16 protein-coding genes and 2 pseudogenes are annotated in these 17113 nt (G+C 74.4%); 10 read left to right on the top strand and 8 right to left on the bottom strand.

The features are described 5' to 3' along the window. Nucleotide 1 precedes the first annotated feature (1 nt). Nucleotides 2-1576: a bifunctional NAD(P)/FAD-dependent oxidoreductase/class I SAM-dependent methyltransferase gene (locus tag EAD89_RS25500; RefSeq protein WP_121677482.1), complete on the bottom strand. Its 1575-nt coding sequence runs from the start codon at nucleotides 1574-1576 to the stop codon at nucleotides 2-4. A gap of 74 nt (nucleotides 1577-1650) precedes the next feature. Here EAD89_RS25500 and EAD89_RS25495 point away from each other — a divergent pair, with 74 nt between their 5' ends. Then, entirely contained in the window at nucleotides 1651-2244 is a 594-nt protein-coding gene (locus tag EAD89_RS25495; RefSeq protein WP_121656606.1) for a helix-turn-helix domain-containing protein, read from the top strand. A gap of 41 nt (nucleotides 2245-2285) precedes the next feature. Here EAD89_RS25495 and EAD89_RS25490 read toward each other — a convergent pair whose 3' ends face one another. Continuing rightward, nucleotides 2286-2708 (bottom strand): ATP-binding protein, encoded by a 423-nt coding sequence (locus tag EAD89_RS25490; protein ID WP_121677479.1) that lies wholly within the window; start codon nucleotides 2706-2708, stop codon nucleotides 2286-2288. 197 nt (nucleotides 2709-2905) lie between these two features. Between EAD89_RS25490 and EAD89_RS25485 the strand changes: the two genes are divergently transcribed. Beyond that, a complete protein-coding gene (locus tag EAD89_RS25485; RefSeq protein WP_255421284.1) occupies nucleotides 2906-3286 on the top strand; it encodes an STAS domain-containing protein in 381 nt (126 codons plus the stop codon). On the opposite strand, the gene EAD89_RS25480 is transcribed toward EAD89_RS25485, so the two are convergent. From EAD89_RS25480 to EAD89_RS25470, 3 genes and pseudogenes are all read right to left on the bottom strand, one after another. Next, on the bottom strand, nucleotides 3287-4519 hold the full coding sequence (locus EAD89_RS25480) for a PP2C family protein-serine/threonine phosphatase (RefSeq protein WP_121677477.1): 1233 nt from the start codon (nucleotides 4517-4519) through the stop codon (nucleotides 3287-3289). Nucleotides 4520-4664: 145 nt separating this feature from the next. Continuing rightward, nucleotides 4665-6413, bottom strand: coding sequence for a sulfatase-like hydrolase/transferase (locus tag EAD89_RS25475; protein ID WP_121677476.1), 1749 nt, complete (start codon nucleotides 6411-6413; stop codon nucleotides 4665-4667). Between the two features lie 107 nt (nucleotides 6414-6520). Next, nucleotides 6521-7318 (bottom strand): annotated as a pseudogene (locus tag EAD89_RS25470) (CDP-alcohol phosphatidyltransferase family protein); the annotation flags it as partial. 117 nt (nucleotides 7319-7435) lie between these two features. Here EAD89_RS25470 and EAD89_RS25465 point away from each other — a divergent pair. The 7 genes from EAD89_RS25465 (at nucleotide 7436) to EAD89_RS25435 (ending at nucleotide 13178) form a co-directional block, all read left to right on the top strand. Next, nucleotides 7436-8419, top strand: a complete 984-nt coding sequence (locus EAD89_RS25465) for a zinc-binding alcohol dehydrogenase (protein ID WP_121677474.1) — start codon at nucleotides 7436-7438, stop codon at nucleotides 8417-8419. 2 nt (nucleotides 8420-8421) lie between these two features. After that, entirely contained in the window at nucleotides 8422-8820 is a 399-nt protein-coding gene (locus EAD89_RS25460) for a 6-carboxytetrahydropterin synthase (protein WP_121656608.1), read from the top strand. Nucleotides 8821-8873: 53 nt separating this feature from the next. Beyond that, complete coding sequence (locus tag EAD89_RS25455) at nucleotides 8874-9899, top strand: glycosyltransferase family 4 protein (protein WP_121677481.1); 1026 nt, start codon at nucleotides 8874-8876, stop codon at nucleotides 9897-9899. Then, entirely contained in the window at nucleotides 9896-10720 is an 825-nt protein-coding gene (locus EAD89_RS25450) for a class I SAM-dependent methyltransferase (RefSeq protein ID WP_121677473.1), read from the top strand. Before EAD89_RS25455 ends, EAD89_RS25450 begins: the two co-directional genes overlap by 4 nt. A gap of 64 nt (nucleotides 10721-10784) precedes the next feature. Next, nucleotides 10785-11723, top strand: coding sequence for a lysylphosphatidylglycerol synthase transmembrane domain-containing protein (locus tag EAD89_RS25445; RefSeq protein ID WP_121677472.1), 939 nt, complete (start codon nucleotides 10785-10787; stop codon nucleotides 11721-11723). A gap of 58 nt (nucleotides 11724-11781) precedes the next feature. Continuing rightward, entirely contained in the window at nucleotides 11782-12474 is a 693-nt protein-coding gene (ribA, locus tag EAD89_RS25440; RefSeq protein ID WP_121677471.1) for a GTP cyclohydrolase II, read from the top strand. After that, nucleotides 12471-13178, top strand: a complete 708-nt coding sequence (locus EAD89_RS25435) for a dihydrofolate reductase family protein (RefSeq protein WP_121656596.1) — start codon at nucleotides 12471-12473, stop codon at nucleotides 13176-13178. The genes ribA and EAD89_RS25435 overlap by 4 nt, the downstream gene beginning before the upstream one ends. Here the strand turns inward: EAD89_RS25435 and EAD89_RS25430 are convergent. Together EAD89_RS25430 and EAD89_RS25425 are read right to left on the bottom strand one after the other, a co-directional pair. Further along, the gene (locus EAD89_RS25430; RefSeq protein WP_121677470.1) at nucleotides 13145-13639 is read right to left on the bottom strand and encodes a hypothetical protein; all 495 of its coding nucleotides are present in this window, start codon (nucleotides 13637-13639) and stop codon (nucleotides 13145-13147) included. The genes EAD89_RS25435 and EAD89_RS25430 overlap by 34 nt on opposite strands. Then, nucleotides 13632-14969, bottom strand: coding sequence for a molybdopterin-dependent oxidoreductase (locus tag EAD89_RS25425; RefSeq protein WP_121677480.1), 1338 nt, complete (start codon nucleotides 14967-14969; stop codon nucleotides 13632-13634). Before EAD89_RS25425 ends, EAD89_RS25430 begins: the two co-directional genes overlap by 8 nt. A gap of 219 nt (nucleotides 14970-15188) precedes the next feature. Between EAD89_RS25425 and EAD89_RS25420 the strand changes: the two genes are divergently transcribed. Next, nucleotides 15189-16253, top strand: a complete 1065-nt coding sequence (locus EAD89_RS25420; RefSeq protein ID WP_121677469.1) for an NAD-dependent epimerase/dehydratase family protein — start codon at nucleotides 15189-15191, stop codon at nucleotides 16251-16253. Nucleotides 16254-16791: 538 nt separating this feature from the next. Here the strand turns inward: EAD89_RS25420 and EAD89_RS25415 are convergent. After that, a pseudogene (locus EAD89_RS25415) lies at nucleotides 16792-17113 on the bottom strand (hypothetical protein); the annotation flags it as partial.

Here is a 17113-nt window from a genome sequence, read left to right as displayed (position 1 = left end):
GTTAGCGGCGGCGGGCTACCAGGACCGCGTCGTGCACGGTGATGTTGCGGTTTTCGGGGTCGGTGGCTGGGCGGGGGCGGGCTTCGGCCGTTAGCACTTCCCAGTGGGCTGGGTCCAGTGAGGCGGCTACGTCCTCGGCGGTGTACATCATGTCCGGCAGGTGCAGCCGGTGCGCCGACGTCCACAGGTCCGACGGGTGGTGCCCGACGATCAGCAGGGTGCCGCCCGGCGCCACCGCGGCGGCCAGCCGGGCGAACAGCTCCCGCCGCTGCGCCGGTGGCAGGTGCATGAACTGCGCGGACACCAGGTCGTACGCCTTCTCGGCGGGCGGCTTGTCGCGCAGGTCGGCATGCGTGAACTCGACGCGCTCGCCGACGCCGGCGGCCTCGGCGTGCTCCGCGGCCCGGCTCAGCGCCGTGGTGGAGATGTCCACCGCCGTCACCCGCCAGCCGCGTTCGGCCAGCCACACCGCGTCGGCGCCCTCGCCGCTGCCCACGTCCAGCGCCCGCCCCGGGGTCAGATCGGCGGCCTCGGTGACGAGCTGCGGGTTCGGCTGGCCGCTCCACACCGCCGGCCGGGACCGGTAGCGCTCCTCCCACGCCGGCTCCTCGAACGCCGTGGCGAGCACCTGCCGGTACGCGGCCACCGCCTCGCGGGTCTCCTCGGCGATCAGGTCGGCGTTGATCGCCGCCCCGGCGGTGAGTCCGGCAGCGGCGGCCGCGATCACCTGGCCGCGGACGTCGGCCACGTTTCCGGCCACCCACACACCCGGAACGGTCGTCGCCCCGGTGGCGTCGGCCGGGATCTGGGTGCCGATGACGTGCTCGCCCATCGTCACCTCCTCCGGAGCCAGGCCCAACCCGACGAGCATTCCGGCGCGGGGGACCGGCCGTGCCGCGACCACCACCGCGTCGAGTGCCACCACCCGGCCGGACGCGAGCCGTACGCCGGTCAGCGCGTCTCCGGTGACCTCCAGCTCGGCCACCGGGCCGGGCACCACGGCGATGCCGCGCGCGGCGAGCCGCTCGGCCGTCTCCCCGTCCGGTGCGGGCGCGTCGTGCAGCAGGAGCAGCACGTCCGAACTCCACTGCCGCCACATCTCGGCCTGGTGCACGGCCAGCGGACCGGTGGCCAGGATCCCGATCCGCCGGTCCTGGACCTCCCACCCGTGGCAGTACGGGCAGTGCAGCACGTCGCGGCCCCACCGTTGCGCCACCCCGGGCACGTCGGGCAGCTCGTCGGTGAGCCCGGTGGTCACCAGCAGCCGGCGGGCCCGCACCGTACGCCCGTCGTCGAGGCTCAGGCGGAACCCGTCGTCGTCCCGGGTCGCCGCCTCGACCCGCCCGTCCAGGAACGTCCCGCCGTACCCGGCCACCTCGGCACGCCCGGCCGCGACCAGCTCGGCCGGCGGCGTCCCCTCCCGCGCCAGGTAGTTGTGCACGTGGTCGGCCGGAGCGTTGCGCGGCTCGCCGGAGTCGATCACCAGGACCGACCGTCGGGCCCGGCTCAGCGCCAGGGCTCCGCTGAGCCCCGCCGCGCCACCGCCCACCACCACCACGTCGTATGTCTCGTCCACCGGAATCTCCCCTTGGTTGTCGGCTGAGCCCACCATCCGTCGCCGCCGGCCAGGTGGCAACTATCCTTGCCGTTATGGCAAACGACGACAGCACGGCGTTGGCCGCCGTCGGCCCACGGCTGCGCGCCCTGCGTCACCAGCGCGGGACCACGCTGGCCCACCTCTCCGACCTGACCGGCATCTCGGTGAGCACCCTGTCCCGGCTGGAATCCGGCAGCCGCCGCCCCACCCTGGAGCTGCTGCTCCCGCTCGCCCGGGCCTACCAGGTGCCACTGGACGAGCTGGTGGACGCCCCGGCCACCGGCGACCCGCGAGTGCACCCCAAGCCGATCGTCCAGCACGGCGTGACGTTCCTGCCGCTGACCCGCCGACCGGGCGGCGTGCAGGCGTTCAAGCAGATCCTCCCGCCCAACACCCCCACCGGGGAGCACACCCAGCAGACCCACGAGGGGTACGAGTGGATTTACGTGCTCTCCGGCCGGCTACGCCTGCTGCTCGGCGAGCACGACCTGACGCTGACCCCGGGCGAGGTGGCCGAGTTCGACACGCGCGTCCCGCACCGGGTGTTCAACCCGGGCCCCGGCACCACCGAGGTCCTCAACCTCTACGGGCCGCAGGGGGAGCGGCTGCACGTCCGCGCCCGCCCCGCCGCGCCCGACAAGGGCTAGTCGTCATCTCTGGACGGCGGGGAGGCGGTTGGCGTTTCCGGTCATCGGACCGGTGACGTTCGTACCTCGGTGAGGTGTTTGGTGATGCGGAGCAGCACGTGGTCCGGTGGCCCGGCGACGAAGGCGGCCTCGTCGGCGAGTGCGGCGATCAAGGGCAGTCCGCGGCCGCCGACGGTGAGCGGGGCGGGGAGCTCAGCGTTGAGTCCGGCGCCGTTGGGGGCACTGCCGCGGTTGCCGACCTCGAGCAGGCAGACGTCGTCGTCGATGATGATGGCGATGTCGACGCTGCTGTCGCGATCGGCGTGCATCACCGCGTTGGCGCAGGCCTCGGTGATCAGCACGGCGAGGTGGCCGCGGGAGTCCTCGGCGGCGTCGGTGAGGCTCAGCAGGGTGGTGAGTACATGGCGGGCGCGGGTCACCGAGGACGGTTGTCGCGGGAGTGACAGCGTCATGGTCACGCGCATTGCGCAGTTCCTCCTCAGCCCGTGCGTGACCACGCCGGACTCCTGTCTCGTACATTGCTGCGCTAAGCGGGATGCATCGGTTGCGACCAGCACTACCCGGCGTTGCCTGCGGTGAAACGGTCGCGGTGTCGGCTCGACGTACGGCGGCCGGCGGCGGTTCGCCCGACGGCAGAATAGGGTAAGCGGGGATCATCGGCGTGAGAGGGGTTGTTGTGGATCTGCTGTTGTCGGTTCGGCCGGGCCGGGGTTGCACCGTGATCGAGGTGCACGGCGAGCTGGACATGGCGACGGCCCCGCAGCTGCGCGAGGGTCTGCAACGGCTGATCGACGCTGGTGACCGTCGGATAGTGGTGGATCTCGCCGGGGTGGGGTTCATGGACTCCAGCGCGCTGGGCGCACTGGTGGTGTCGTTCAAGGCGTTGCGTGAGCTGGGCGGCCGGATGTGCCTCGCCGGGGTGCAGCCCGCTGTGCGCAGCGTCCTGACGGTCACGTCGGTGGATCGAGTCATCCATGTCCATGACAGCGTGCAGGCGGCTGAGGCCGACGTGCTGTCCAAGGACGACGCGACCGGCCGGTAGTCAGTCGGACAGCGCGGTGCTGGCACGCGCCTGGTCGGCGCCAGCGCTGGTCCGCCGGTCCTCGCTGTGCCCGCCGTGCCAGTCGAGGATGAACAGGGTGGCGTCATCGGCCAGAGTCGGTCCGCTGACCTCGAGCACGGCATCGGCCAAGGCCCGGGCCGCCTCCCGCGGGTGCAGACCGGCGATCGACCGCAACATGGTCGGTAGGTCCAGGCTGGCGGCGTTGCGCTCCCGCATGCCATCGGTGACCACCACCAGACGGTCGCCCGGTCGCAGCGTGATCTCGCCGGCGCGGTAACCGGTCTCGGCGAACATGCCCAGGGGGAAGTTGGCCGGCAGCGGCAGCGTCCGGGTGTCCCCGTCGCGCACCAGCAGCGGCGGCACGTGCCCGGCGTTGAGCAGTGCGCACACCCCGGTGCGCAGGTCGAGACGGCCGAGGACCGCCGTGATGTAACTGCCGGGCACGGCGGCGTTTTCGGCGACATCGGCATTCGCGGCCTCGGCCTGCTCCACCAGACCGGCCGCGCGGCGGCGGCTGTTGCGCAGGCTGCCCACGCCCAGCGTGGCCGTCAGCGCGCTGGCCACCCCGTGGCCCATCGCGTCGGTGACGCTGAAGTGCAGCACGTCCCGGCCGACGCTGTAGTCGAAGGTGTCCCCGCCGATGCTGGCGGCGGGTTCGAGCCAGCCGGACAGGGTGAAGGCACTACCCTCACACGTGAACGAGCCGGGCAGCAGGCGGCGCTGGATCTCCCCGGACAGGGTGAACGGGGTCGTCCGTTGCCCCCACTCGAAAAGGTCGGTGTACCGCCGGTTGGCAATCACCACGAACGCCAACACGTGCGCCGCGCGGGCGATCTCCTCCAGTGCCCGCGGAGCGGGTTCGTCCGGCAGGACCATCTCGAGCAGGCCGATCGCCTCACCACGGTCGGTCACCGGCGCCAACACCGTCCACCTGTCCGGCTGCGCGACAACCTGCACCGTCTGGGTGCGTAGCGCCTGCTCGGCGGGGCCGCCGTCGAACGGCAGCACCGTGGCGACCTCAGCACCGTCCCGGCGGCCCTGACCGCCGCCGTCGAGTGGGACGTGGGCCAACCGGACCAGCGCCCGGCCGCTGAGGTCCGCGATCAGGAACGCGACGCTACGTGCGCCCAGCGCCGCACCGAGTTCCCGGGTGACCGCCTCGACCGCCTCGACCGGCGAGGCGTTCTCCGCCGCATCCAACATATGGGCCATGAGCCGCCCTTGACTGCTTTCCACCGTCGGAGCCTACGAGACCACACCGGTCGTCGCCGCGAACGAGGATAGCCACAGCGGCGTCGGCAGCCCCGAACAGGTCCAGATCCAGGGCTGTAGGTGGCCCGGCCCCACTGGCTCTGGTTCAGCGGGGCGCGGCGATCGGCGGTGTCGACGGCCCGAACGTGGTCAGGAACCGGTCCCGGAAGGTGTCCATCGGCCAGACCGGAGCCTCCGGACCAGGCCGCAGGCCGTCCTGCCACCCCCAGCCCGCCGCCCGGTCGAGCACGGCCGGGTCGCGGGCGACGATGGTGATCGGCACGTCCCGGCTCGCGCCCTCGCCGGTGACCACCGGCGACGGCTGGTGGTCGCCGAGGAAGACCAGGACCAGGTCGTCGTCCCCGTACGTCTGCACGTAGGAGATCAACGTCTCCAGCGAGTACGCGGTGGCCTGCCGGTACCCGCCGCGGATCTGGCCGGCGTTCCGGTCGTCGGCCTCGCCGCTGTCCTCGCCCACGGCGGAGCCGTGGTAGATCGAGCCGTCACCCACCTCGTCCCACCCGATCATTCGCGGCACCGCCGTCCAGGGGGAGTGACTGGAAATCAGCGGGATCTCGGCCATCACCGGTCGGTCCGCGCCGGCGCGAACCTGCCGCTGGAAGAACGACAACGTGTACTGGTCGGGCATCGGCGCGTAGCCGAACTTCGGGCCCCGATAGCCGAGCGCCTCCGCGTCGTAGTAGCGGTCGTAGTCGAAGAATCCCTGCTCCGGCCACGGCTGGGTGGCCGCCGGGAGCACACCGACGGTCTCCCAGCCGGCCCGGCGGAAGGCGCCGTTGAGAGTGAGCCGGTCGCTGGCCAGCAGGCTGCGGTGCCGCTGCTCGTTGTCCGTCCACAGGCCGGACAGCAGCGTGTCGTGCGCCAGCCAGCTGCCGCCGCCGAAGGTGGGGGAGGTGAGGAAGCCACTGCGGGCGTGGTACCCGGCCGCGCGCAGCTGCTCCGTGCCGGCGTCCAGCACCGCGTTGACCTGCGGCGCCAGCTCCGGGTCCTCCACCGCGTCGCGGCCGTAGCTCTCCACGAACGCGAGGATGACGTCCTTGCCGCGCAGCCCGGTCAACAGTTGATCCCCCGGAGTGTCGTCGAACGGGTCGGCGGCGATCTGGGCGCCGAACCTCTCCCGGTCGTGCAGCCGCGCGTCCACCTGGGTCGCGTGCGCTCCGACCAGCGCGGTCGTCCCGGCGTCGGCCACCGGCACGCCCGGTACGATCCGCACGCCGACGACGGCGCAGGCCACCCACGCGACGGTCAGTGACGCCACCGCCCGGGTCGCCACCCGTTCATGCCAGACCAGCAGCGACGCCAACCGACGCAGCGCCAGCGTCAGCACCAGCAGCAGCGCGCCGACCAGCAGCAGGACGCCGATCACCGCGCCGACCGCGCCGGCCCGGCCGGCCGAGTCACGGACGAAACCGAACGCGTCGTCCAGCAGCAGCCAGTCCAGCACCAGGTCGAACGGCCGGTCGAGAGCCGTCCGGAAGCCCAGGTCGGCGAGCTTCACGATGGCGAGCAGGCCGAGCAGCGGCCCGACCACGGCCACCACCAGCCGCCGGGGCCGCGCCGGCAGAGCCAGCAGCAGCGCTGCGACGAGCAGCCCCTCCAGCGGAATGCGCAAAAAGGCGCCCGGCGTGAGCAGGCCCAGCCGGTCCGGGCCGACCAGCACGGCGAACACCAGGAACACCGCCAGCGCGCTGCCCACCCCGCCCGCCACCCGCCGCGCCGGGCCGCGCCCGGCCGCGGCCGACACCCCGGGAGTACGCGCCGACACCTCGCCCGCGCCGGCGGAGCGCGAACGGAACCGGCCGGCCAGCCGGCGCACCCGGGCGGGAAGGGTCATCACAGCCTCCAGTCGGAGTGGACCGTACCGCCCGAGCGGGTCGCCATCGCCGGCGTGGGAGCGGGCACCGGCAGCAGGGGAGGCAGTGCCACGGTCGACGGCACGACCACCGGCAGTCGGGTCGGCAGAGCCAGCGGTTCGGCCACCGGAGCGGGCACCTTCGGCACGGTCCGTGCCGGCAGGACAGGCGGCGAGGTCGGCGCCGGAGCGGCAGCCGGCGTCGCGAGGGCCCGTCGGGACGCCGGCCGGCGCCGCCACAACCACGCCACGTCCCGGCCGAACGACTCAACCAGCAGAGCCAACGCCACCACCAGCACCAGAGTGGTCCACGGCTCGGGCAGCACCCCCGCCGCGGCCACCGCCAGCACCACCCCCTGCGCGGCGGCCACCACCTTGCGCCAGAAGCGCGGCGGCAGCGATCCGCTCAGCCAGGGCAGCACCGCGCTCGCCGCGACGAACGCGTACCGCATTCCGCCGATGGCCAGCACCCACCCGCCGGCGGTCGGCGCGACGTGCACGCTGAGCACCAGGATCAGGAACGCGTCGACCTCCATGTCGAAGCGGGCGCCGAGCGCGCTCACCGTGCCGGTGCGCCGCGCCACCTGCCCGTCCACCGCGTCCAGCAGCAACGCCACCGCGCTCACGGTGACCAGCAACCCCACCGGCGCGGGCCGGCCGAACGAGTCGACCACCAGCGCGGTGACCGCGCCGACCAGGACGGCCCGGGTCAGCGTCACCCGGTCGGCCGGGCCGAGGCGGGACGCACCGGCCCGGTGCAGGCCCCGACTCAACGCGACGCAGGTGACCATCGCGTAGCCGGTCCCGACCAGCCAGCCTGCGCCGCCCAGCCCCACCGTGGCGGTCAGCGCCGCCAGCACGACCAGTTGCGCGCTCAGCCCGATCATCGGACCACTTCGAACCGTGGGCACCGTACCTCCGTGTTTATGATCGACGACCCCGACAGGGAACACGGAAAAGGTGGCCGTTCGGTTCGGCCGGGAGCAAAGGTGAGGTGCGCGACGGTGATCCGCGAGGCGTACGCCTGCTGGGTGCGCGAGCCCGGCGCGGCGGAGATCCGGCCGGTGCCGTTGCCCGTTCCGGGCCCCGACGAGGTGCTGGTCCGGGCACGCTACTCCGGGGTCAGCCGGGGCACCGAGACGCTGGTCTTCGCCGGCCGGGTGCCCGCCGACCAGCACGCCGCGATGCGTGCGCCCTTCCAGGAGGGCGACTTCCCGGGCCCGGTGAAGTACGGGTACCTCAGCGTCGGCGTGGTCGAAGAGGGCCCACCGGAGCTGCTCGGACGCACGGTCTTCTGCCTGCACCCGCACCAGAGCGCGTACGTCGTGCCGGCCACCGCCGTGGTGCCGGTGCCGGACGACGTGCCGCCCGCCCGCGCGGTGCTCGCCGGCACGGTGGAGACCGCGGTGAACGCCCTGTGGGACGCCGCGCCGCTGGTCGGCGACCGGGTCAGCGTGGTCGGTGCGGGCATGGTGGGCTGCTGCGTCGCGGCCCTGCTCGCCCGCTTTCCCGGCGTGCAGGTCGAGCTGGTCGACATCGACGCCCGCCGCGCGGGGATCGCGGGCGCGCTCGGCGTCGGGTTCGCCCAGCCGGCCGACGCGTCCGGCGATCGGGACCTGGTCGTGCACGCCAGCGCCACCGCCGCCGGTCTGCAACAGTCGCTGGACCTGCTCGCGCCGGAGGGCACGGTGATTGAGCTGAGCTGGTACGGCGACCGCCCGGTGCAGGTGTCGCTCGGCGGGGCGTTCCACTCCGGACGCCTGACCGTGCGCAGCAGCCAGGTCGGCATGGTCGCGCCCGCACGGCGGGGGCGGCGCAGCTACACCGACCGGCTGGCGCTCGCCCTGGACCTGCTCGACGATCCGGCCTTCGACGCGTTGATCACCGGCGCGTCCCGGTTCGAGGAGCTGCCCGACGTCCTCGCTCGACTCAGCGCGGGTGACCTTGCCGCGCTCTGCCACCTCATCACCTACGACGACGGGGAGTGACCGTGTTCAGCGTGACCGTTCGGGATCACATGATGATCGCCCACAGTTTCCGGGGCGAGGTGTTCGGCCCGGCCCAGCGCCTGCACGGCGCGACCTTCGTGGTGGACGCGACGTTCCGCCGGCCGGACCTGGACGCCGACGGCATCGTGGTCGACATCGGTCTGGCCACCGAGCAGCTGCGGGCAGTGCTCGGCGAGCTGACCTACCGCAACCTCGACGACGAGGCCGCGTTCGCCGGGGTGAACACCACCACCGAGGTGCTGGCCCGCACCGTCGCCGACCGGCTGGCCGAGCGGGCGCACGCCGGTGAGCTGGGCGCCGGGGCGCGTGAGCTGTCCGGCATCACCGTCACCCTGCACGAGTCGCACATCGCCTGGGCCAGCTACGAGCGGCAACTGTGATCGGGGCGGGCCGGGCGACACCGGTCGACCGGCCCGCTTCGCCCGGCAACGTGGTGCATGTCGTGCTGCCTGGCGACATCGACGACCCGGCCACGCCCAGCGGCGGCAACACCTACGACCGGCGGATCTGCCGAGGGCTCGGCGAGCGGGGCTGGTCGGTGCGTGAACATGCGGTGCCCGGCGCCTGGCCGCACCCCGACCCGGCCGACCGGGCGGAGCTGGCCCGCCTGCTGGCCGCGACGCCGGACGACGCCGTGGTGCTGCTCGACGGCCTGATCGCCTCGACCGTTCCGGACCTGCTCGCCCCGCACGCCCAGCGGCTGCGCCTGGTCGTCCTGGTCCACCTGCCGCTGGACGACGAGGCCGAGGCCCGCGCCCTGGCCACCGCACGGGCCGTCGTCACCACCAGCGAGTGGACGCGCCGGCGACTGCTGGCCCGCCATCCGCTGCCCGCCGACCGGGTCCGGGCCGCGCCGCCGGGGGTGACGCCCGCCCCGCCGGCGCCCGGCTCGGTCGCCGGCGACCGGCTGCTCTGCGTGGCGGCCGTCACCCGTCACAAGGGACACGACGTGCTGGTGGAGGCCCTGTCCACGCTCGCGGGGCTGCCGTGGACGCTGGTCTGCGCCGGCACGCTGGCCCGGGAGCCGGACCTCGTGCACCGGCTGCGGGAGCGCCTCGCCGGCGCGGGTGTCGCCGACCGGGTCCGACTGGCCGGCCCGCTGACCGGCGCCGCGCTGGACGCCGCGTACGCCGCCGCCGACCTGCTGGTGTTGCCCTCGCGGGGCGAGACGTACGGGATGGTCGTCACCGAAGCTCTGGCCCGGGGGCTGCCGGTGCTGGCGACCGACGTGGGTGGGCTGCCGGAGGCGCTCGGCCGGGCCCCCGGCGGTGACCGCCCCGGGCTGCTGGTCCCGCCGGACGAACCGGCCGCGCTGGCCGACGCGCTGGCCCGTTGGCTGGGCGACGACGCCCTGCGCGCCCGGCTGCGCCGTGCCGCCCTGGCCCGGCGGGACACCCTGACCGACTGGCCGGTGACGACCGCGCTGCTGGCCGCCGTGCTCAAGGAGGTGGCGGCATGACCGTCGAGGAGACCCTGCCGTTCGCCGACTGGCTGCGGCTGCGCGAGCCCGCCGACGCGGCGGCCCGCGCCGAGGACCTGGTCGACGTGGTCCGCCCCGCGCTGGCAGGCGACACCCCGATCCGGATCCACGACCTGGGCAGCGGCACCGGCTCGATGAGCCGCTGGCTGGCTGCCCGGCTGCCCGGCCCGCAGCACTGGGTGCTGCACGACCGGGACGCCGACCTGCTGGCCAGGGCCGCCGAGGGCATGGCCGGGGTCACCGCCGCCGACGGCGCGCCCGTCACGGTCAGCACCCGGTGCGGGGACCTCACCCGGCTGACCGGCGCGGACCTGGCCGACGGCGCCCTGGTCACCGCGTCCGCGCTGCTGGACATGCTGACCGTCGAGGAGGTCGAGCGGGTGGTCGCCGCCTGCGTCGACGCCGGCCGTCCCACCCTGTTCGCGATCTCGGTCACCGGGCGGGTCCAGCTCACCCCGCCCGACCCGCTGGATCCTGCGGTCGAGGCCGCGTTCAACGACCACCAGCGGCGTACCGTCGGCGGCCGGCGGCTGCTCGGCCCGGACGCCGTCGCGGCCACCGCCGCCGCGTTCGCCCGCCGGGGTGTCCCGGTCCGGGAGCGGCCCAGCCCGTGGCGACTCGGCCCGGACCAGGCGGACCTGGCCGCCGAGTGGTTCCGGGGCTGGCTGGGCGCGGCCTGCGCGCAGCGTCCGGAGTTGGCCGGCCCGGCCCGGGCGTACGCCGAGCGCCGGCTGGCCGACGCGGCGGCCGGCCGGCTCACGGTGCAGGTCGACCACCGGGACCTCCTGGCCGGCGGATGAACCGCTGGCGCCCCTGGTACGTGCACTAGGGCAAGTGAACGATCTTCAGGGAGGACCGGCGCGGATGTTCTGGGGCTGGGCACGAGTCGTCGGCGGGGTGGGCCTGCTCGCCGTCCTGCTGTGGCAGGTGGGCACCGGCCCGTTCCTGGCCGGGGTGCGGCTGATCGACGCACCGGCGCTGACCGCGGCGCTGCTCATCGGTGTGCTCACCACGGTCTGCGCGGCCTGGCGGTGGAGCCTGGTCGCCGGCGGCCTGGGCGTACGGCTGCCGCTGACGACCGCGGTCGCGCACTGCTACCGCGCGGTGTTCCTCAACGCCACCCTGCCCGGCGGTGTGCTCGGCGACGTGCACCGGGCGGTACGGCACGGCCGGGACGCCGGTGACGTCAGCCGGGGCATCCGCGCGGTGGTCTGGGAACGTGCCGCCGGTCAGGTGGTTCTGGTGGCCGTCGCGCTGGTGGTGCTGGCCGCCTTCCCGTCGCCGGTGCGGCCGTACCTGCCGGTCGCCGTCGCGTTGCTGGTCGCCGCCGGGCTGGCGGCCGTGCTGCTGGCGCGGGTCCTGCCGCGGGCCGGCCGGTCGCGCTGGGCGCGAGGACTGCGCACCGCCGTGGCGGACGTCCGGGCCGGGCTGCTGGCCCGGCGGACCTGGTTCGGGGTGCTGGTCGCCTCCACCGTGATGGTCGCCGGTCACCTGGCCACCTTCCTGGTGGCGGCGCGTACCGCCGGCTCCGACGCCCCACTGTCCCGGCTGCTCCCGTTGACCCTGCTCGCGCTGCTGGCCATGGGCCTGCCGCTGAACATCGCCGGGTTCGGGCCGCGCGAGGGAGTGGCCGCCTGGGTGTTCGGGGCGGCCGGCCTCACCGCGGCCGAGGGGATCGCCACTGCCACCGTCTACGGTGGACTGGTGCTGGTGGCCAGCCTGCCGGGTGCCGCCGTGCTGCTCGCCCGGCGCGCTCGGACTCCGGCCGCCGGTCGGGAAGCCGCCTCCGCTAGCGGCTGTTGAACCGGTTGTGAGACGGTACGCGTCACCGCACGGTGGTGGCCCCGGACAAAGGAGTCCCATGCCCGAAGCATTGCCGGTCGCCACGGTCCGTACGCAGGTCACGGTACCGCTGACCTTCCCCGACGGCTACGCCACGACCGCCCGGGTGTTCACGTTCAAGGGCCTGGTGGACGGCCGGGAACACCTCGCCCTCGGCCTCGGCGACTGGGCCGGCGCCCTGGACCGGCTCGCCGCCGACGGTGAGCCGCCACTGGTCCGCCCGCACAGCGAGTGCCTGACCGGTGACGTGTTCGGCAGCCAGCGCTGCGACTGCGGTCCACAGTTGCGCGAAGCCGTGCAGCGGATCGCCGAGACCGGCGGTTTCCTGCTCTACCTGCGCCAGGAGGGTCGGGGCATTGGCCTGTACGCCAAGCTCGACGCGTACGCCCTTCAGGACGCCGGGCTGGACACGTACCAGGCCAACGTGGCGCTCGGCAGGGGCGAGGACGAGCGGGACTACAGTGCCGCCGCGCAGATGCTCGCCACCCTCGGCGTGCCCCGGATCCGGCTGCTCAGCAACAACCCGGACAAGGCCGACCAGTTAACCCGTTTCGGTGTGGCGGTCGCCGAGCGGGTGCCCACCGGCATCTACCTCTCCCCGGCCAACGCCGACTACCTCGCGGCGAAGGCGGCCAAGGCCGCGGAGACCGAGGCGGAGTCCGCGGAGGTGGCGTCGGCTGGTCGTACCCCCGATCGGCCCGTGACCCCGTGAGCTGCCGGCCGGCGCCGGCGCGGCCGTACGTGCTGCTGAGCTGCGCCACCTCCATCGACGGGTACATCGACGACGCCTCCGACCAGCGGCTGCTGCTGTCCAACGCGGACGACCTGGACCGGGTCGACGCGGTCCGGGCCAGCTGCGACGCGATCCTGGTCGGTGCCGGTACGGTCCGCCGCGACGATCCCCGGCTGCTCGTGCGCTCGGCCCCGCGACGGGCCGAGCGGGTGGCCTGCGGGCGGCCCGCCTCACCCATCAAGGTCACCCTGACCGGCCGGGGGGACCTCGACCCGACGGCTCGGTTCTTCACGGCCGGCGACGCGGCCCGGCTCGTCTACTGCGCCACCGACGCGCTGGAGAAGACCCGGGAACGCCTCGGCCGGCTGGCCACCGTGGTGGACGCGGGCGAACTGGTCGACCCCGAATGGCTGCTGGCCGACCTGGCCGCCCGGGGTGTGCGGCGGTTGATGGTGGAGGGGGGTGGAACGGTGCACGCCCAGTTCCTCACCGCCGGTCTCGCCGACGAGCTGCACCTGGTGGTCGCCCCGTTCTTCGTCGGCGACGGCCGGGCGCCCCGGTTCGTCGGCGAGGGCCGTTTCCCCTGGCACCCCGGCCGTCGGGCGCGGCTGGCCGAGGCCCGCCAGATCGGCGACGTGGTCCTGCTCCGCTACGCCCTCTCCGACCGCTTTCCGGACGACTGACGCCGGCGGGCGAGGGCGCGCAGCGCGTACGTGAGGGCGCTGAGGACGAACAGGGCGGCGGTGAGTTGGAGCCAGCGGGCCAGGTAGGGGTGCTGATCCTGGCCGGTGGCGGCGAGGTGGGTGGTCTCACCCAACCGCAGGATGCCGGGGGCGAAGACCAGGAGGAGCAGGGCGCTGGCGAGCGCCGGCACCCGCAGGTGGTTCAGCAGGGCGACCCGGTTGCCCGCCCGGTGCCGCACCAGCGCCCGCAGCACGCGGTCGGCGGTCGCGTACAGCGGAAAGAGCACCAGGTCGTGGGCGATGACCGCGCCGAGGAACCAGAGCAGCATCCGACCGGCGGTCGCCTCACCGGCCAGCCGCAGCGCCACCCAACCGGCGAGCACGATGGCGGCCGTCACGACGATCAGATGCCGAGAGCCGGCGCCATAGCCGGCGCGGAGCCGGGACGTCGGGTCACCCATCGGCGCGGCCCTGGAAGTCGATCTCGGCGACCCACTTCGTGCAGTGCACCCCGGGCAGGGCCGGCACGATGACCCGGGCCGGGTAGCCGTGGTCGGGGGAGAGGTCGACGCCGTTGACCCGCAGCGCGAGCAGCGAGTCCGGGTCGAGGACCTGGTTGGGCGCGAGCATCGCCGTCCGGAACAGCCCGGCCCGCTCCAACGACGACACCCGTGCGGCGGCCGGGTCGGCGACCCCGGCCAGGGCGGCGAGGTCCCGCAGCCGTACGCCGGTCCAGGTCTGCCGGGTCGACCAGCCCTCCACGCAGGAGATGGGGAGCGCGGCGGTGTGCTGCGCCATGGCCAGCAGCCCGGGCCGGTCCAGGGTCACCGTCCGGTCGCCGCCGCGCAGGATCAGTCGCCAGTCGGGGCCGGTCTGCTCGGGGCGTACGCCGGCGGCGGCGATCGTGCGGTTGACCGGGAAGCCGTTCGGCCCCGGACCGGGCTGGCGGCCCCGGGGCAGGAGCAGCGCGGTGCGGCGCAGCGGGCCGTCCAGGCTCTGCCCCACGGTCAGCGCCGCCAGCAGCAGCGCGCCGCCGCCGACCAGGCCGACCGCGCCGCGCCGGCTGACCGTCGCCGGCCCGGGTCGCGCGGCGACCAGGTCGTCCGGGTCGGGCGGCTCGGGCCGGGTCGCGGCGCGGGGGGTACGCAGCTCCGCGCCGAGCGGACGGGACCGCAGCGCGGTGATCAGCCGGGGCAGCTTGACCACGACGTGCGCCACGAACGCGCCGGTGAAGATCCAGGCGCCGAAGTAGTGGGCGGTGTAGAAGTCGAAGCCGAACAGGTAGGCGTACTGGATGTTGAGCAGGCCGGTGGCGATCTGGAACAGGATCCCGCCGACCAGGAGCAGCAGGGTGAGCCGTTCCAGCACCTGGGCGAGCGAGCGGGCCGGTGGCCAGTTGAACAGCTTCGGGATCACCGACCAGAGCTTGCCCAGCACCACCGGGATGAGCACGATCCCGAGCGTCACGTGCAGCCCCTGGGTGACCCGGAACAGCCAGGACGGCCGGGTCGGCCAGTCGAACGTGGGCAGCCGCAGCCAGCCCACGTCGCTCGGGAACGCCTGGTCGAACCGGGGCCCGTAGGCGGCGTAGTCGAGCAGCCCGGTGACGATCACCAGGGGCAGCGTGACCAGCAGCGCCGTCCCGTACACGGCGGTGAGCCAGGGGCCGCGCAGCGGACTGCGCCAGCTCCGGTCGGCCGCGTCCACACCGGGCGGCCGGTGCCGGTCCAGGGCGCGCCAGAACCGGCGGGGCGTGCCGTAGCCGTCGGCGTCCGACGTGGGCGCGTCGATCCCGCCGGCGTCCGGGCCGGGCCTGCTGGTCGCCACCGCTGCTCCTTCCTCGGCGGGGTGCACTGCGGGCAGGCTAGACCGCGCCGGTACGCCCCGGCCGGGTTTGCCGCATTACCGAACGCTTACCGGGGCGTCCCCGTCGGCCGGGCTGTTGCGAACTCCTTACGGGTCGACCGAACCGACCCACCGGCCGCCGTTCCCGCCCTAGCGTGACCGGGTATGCGGGTACTGGTCACCGGCGCGGCCGGGTTCATCGGGTCGCAGGTCGTCGACCTGCTCATCGAGCAGGGTCACGAGGTGGTGGCGTTGGACGCGCTGCTGCCGCAGGCGCACGGCGGGGAGTTGCCCACCTGGTCGCGTCGGCACGACGTGGTGCGCGGCGACGTTCGTGACGGCTCGCTGCTGGACCGGCTGTTGGCCGGGGTGGACGCGGTCTGCCACCAGGCGGCGATGGTCGGGCACGGCCTGGACCCGTCCGACGCCCCCGACTACGTCACGCACAACGACTACGGCACGGCGGTGCTGCTGGCGGCGCTGCACCGGGCCGGGATCGGCCGGCTGGTGCTGGCCAGTTCGATGGTGGTCTACGGGGAGGGTCGCTACGCCTGCCCGGGCCACGGCACGGTGCGTCCGGCGCCCCGGCGGGCCGAGGACGTGGCGGCCGGCCGGTACGACCCGACCTGCCCCCGCTGCGGCCTGGGGCTCGACCCGTTGCTGGTGCCCGAGGACGCCCCGCTGGAGCCGCGCAGCACGTACGCGGCCAGCAAACTCGCCCAGGAGCACCTGGCCGCGGCGTGGGCCCGGCAGACCGGCGGCGCGGTCTGGGCGTTGCGCTACCACAACGTCTACGGTCCCCGGATGCCCCGCGACACCCCGTACGCCGGGGTCGCGTCGATCTTCCGGTCCGCGCTGGCCGCCGGCGAGGCCCCCCGCGTCCTGGAGGACGGCCGGCAGCGGCGCGACTTCGTGCATGTCACCGACGTGGCGCGCGCCAACCTGCTGGCCCTGACCAGCACCGCGCCGCCGGCCACGCTGGTGCCGGTGAACGTCTGCTCGGGCGAGCCGCACACCGTGGGGGAGTTGGCGGTCACCCTGGCCGAGGCGATGGGCGGACCGCCACCGCAGGTGGTCGGTGGAGCCCGCGTGGCCGACGTGCGGCACGTGGTGGCCGACCCGCGCCGGGCCGCCGACCTGCTCGGCTACACCGCCCGGGTCGGCTTCGCCGAGGGGGTGGCCGGCTTCGCCACCGACCCGCTGCGGGAACCGGCCGCGCTGGCGCGCTGACCGCTCGCCCAGGGCGGCCTCCTGCGGTGGTCGGCCCGTCCACGGAGACTTGCCGGTTGATCGACTCGGTATCGCCGATATCGGGGCATTCGGAAGCCCCGGATACCGCGACATCCCCGATATCGAGTCGATCACCTGAAGAGACACTCGCCAGGCGATCCCGGCGAGGTGGTCAACGAGCGCGATACCTCAGAGGCATATTTATGACTCACAGGTATACCGCTCACCACAGCCACCGCCCCCCGAGCGACGCTTGCCGGACCCGCGCAGCGATCGGAACCAAACCGAACAACCCGCCGGGGCTCAGGGCACGCCGGACCCCGCGCAGGGATCACGACGGACGGCGACCACCGATGGGGTGGGGCCCGCCGTGCCCGGCGCAGGGATCAAGCCTGACCGCCCGGAGCTGGGCACGGCGGGCCTCACCCCACCCCGCGCACCCCGATCGAGCCACAACGGACGGCAAGGCCGATGGCCCGCCCGGGGTGCGCCGCACGGGTCGCCGATCCCAGGCGGGAGGTCGGCGCCGCGCCGGCGGCTACGACACGGTCCAGACCAGGTGGTTCACCGCCAGCGCGGTGGCCGCCTGACCGGCCAGCCACCAGCGTCGCGAGCCGGCGGGTAGCCAGGCGGTGGCGACCAGCAGCCAGACGATGAACGGTAGCCAGATCCGCTCCACCTCCGCCTTGCTCAGCCCGGACAGGTCCGCGCCGAGCACCGCCACCACGGCGGCCAGCGGCAGGACCACGGTCGGTCCGGCCGTGCGTACCGCCGCTGCCGCCCGGGCGACCAGCCGGCCGGCGGCCCGCCAGCCGCTCGCCGCCGCGCCCGGACCGAAGCGCGGGCCGCCCGGCCGGCTG

Source organism: Micromonospora sp. BL4 (assembly GCF_003667505.1).
GTDB lineage: Bacteria > Actinomycetota > Actinomycetes > Mycobacteriales > Micromonosporaceae > Micromonospora.
This window is presented reverse-complemented; position numbering and strand designations above follow the sequence as displayed.

Excerpts from the sequence above, each read along its gene's own strand:
- EAD89_RS25495 (WP_121656606.1), top strand. The coding sequence starts at position 1,651 with ATGGCAAACGACGACAGCACGGCGTTGGCCGCCGTCGGCCCACGGCTG.
- EAD89_RS25490 (WP_121677479.1), bottom strand. The coding sequence starts at position 2,708 with ATGCGCGTGACCATGACGCTGTCACTCCCGCGACAACCGTCCTCGGTG.
- EAD89_RS25480 (WP_121677477.1), bottom strand. The coding sequence starts at position 4,519 with ATGGCCCATATGTTGGATGCGGCGGAGAACGCCTCGCCGGTCGAGGCG.
- EAD89_RS25475 (WP_121677476.1), bottom strand. The coding sequence starts at position 6,413 with ATGACCCTTCCCGCCCGGGTGCGCCGGCTGGCCGGCCGGTTCCGTTCG.
- EAD89_RS25450 (WP_121677473.1), top strand. The coding sequence starts at position 9,896 with ATGACCGTCGAGGAGACCCTGCCGTTCGCCGACTGGCTGCGGCTGCGC.
- EAD89_RS25445 (WP_121677472.1), top strand. The coding sequence starts at position 10,785 with ATGTTCTGGGGCTGGGCACGAGTCGTCGGCGGGGTGGGCCTGCTCGCC.
- ribA (WP_121677471.1), top strand. The coding sequence starts at position 11,782 with ATGCCCGAAGCATTGCCGGTCGCCACGGTCCGTACGCAGGTCACGGTA.
- EAD89_RS25430 (WP_121677470.1), bottom strand. The coding sequence starts at position 13,639 with ATGGGTGACCCGACGTCCCGGCTCCGCGCCGGCTATGGCGCCGGCTCT.
- EAD89_RS25420 (WP_121677469.1), top strand. The coding sequence starts at position 15,189 with ATGCGGGTACTGGTCACCGGCGCGGCCGGGTTCATCGGGTCGCAGGTC.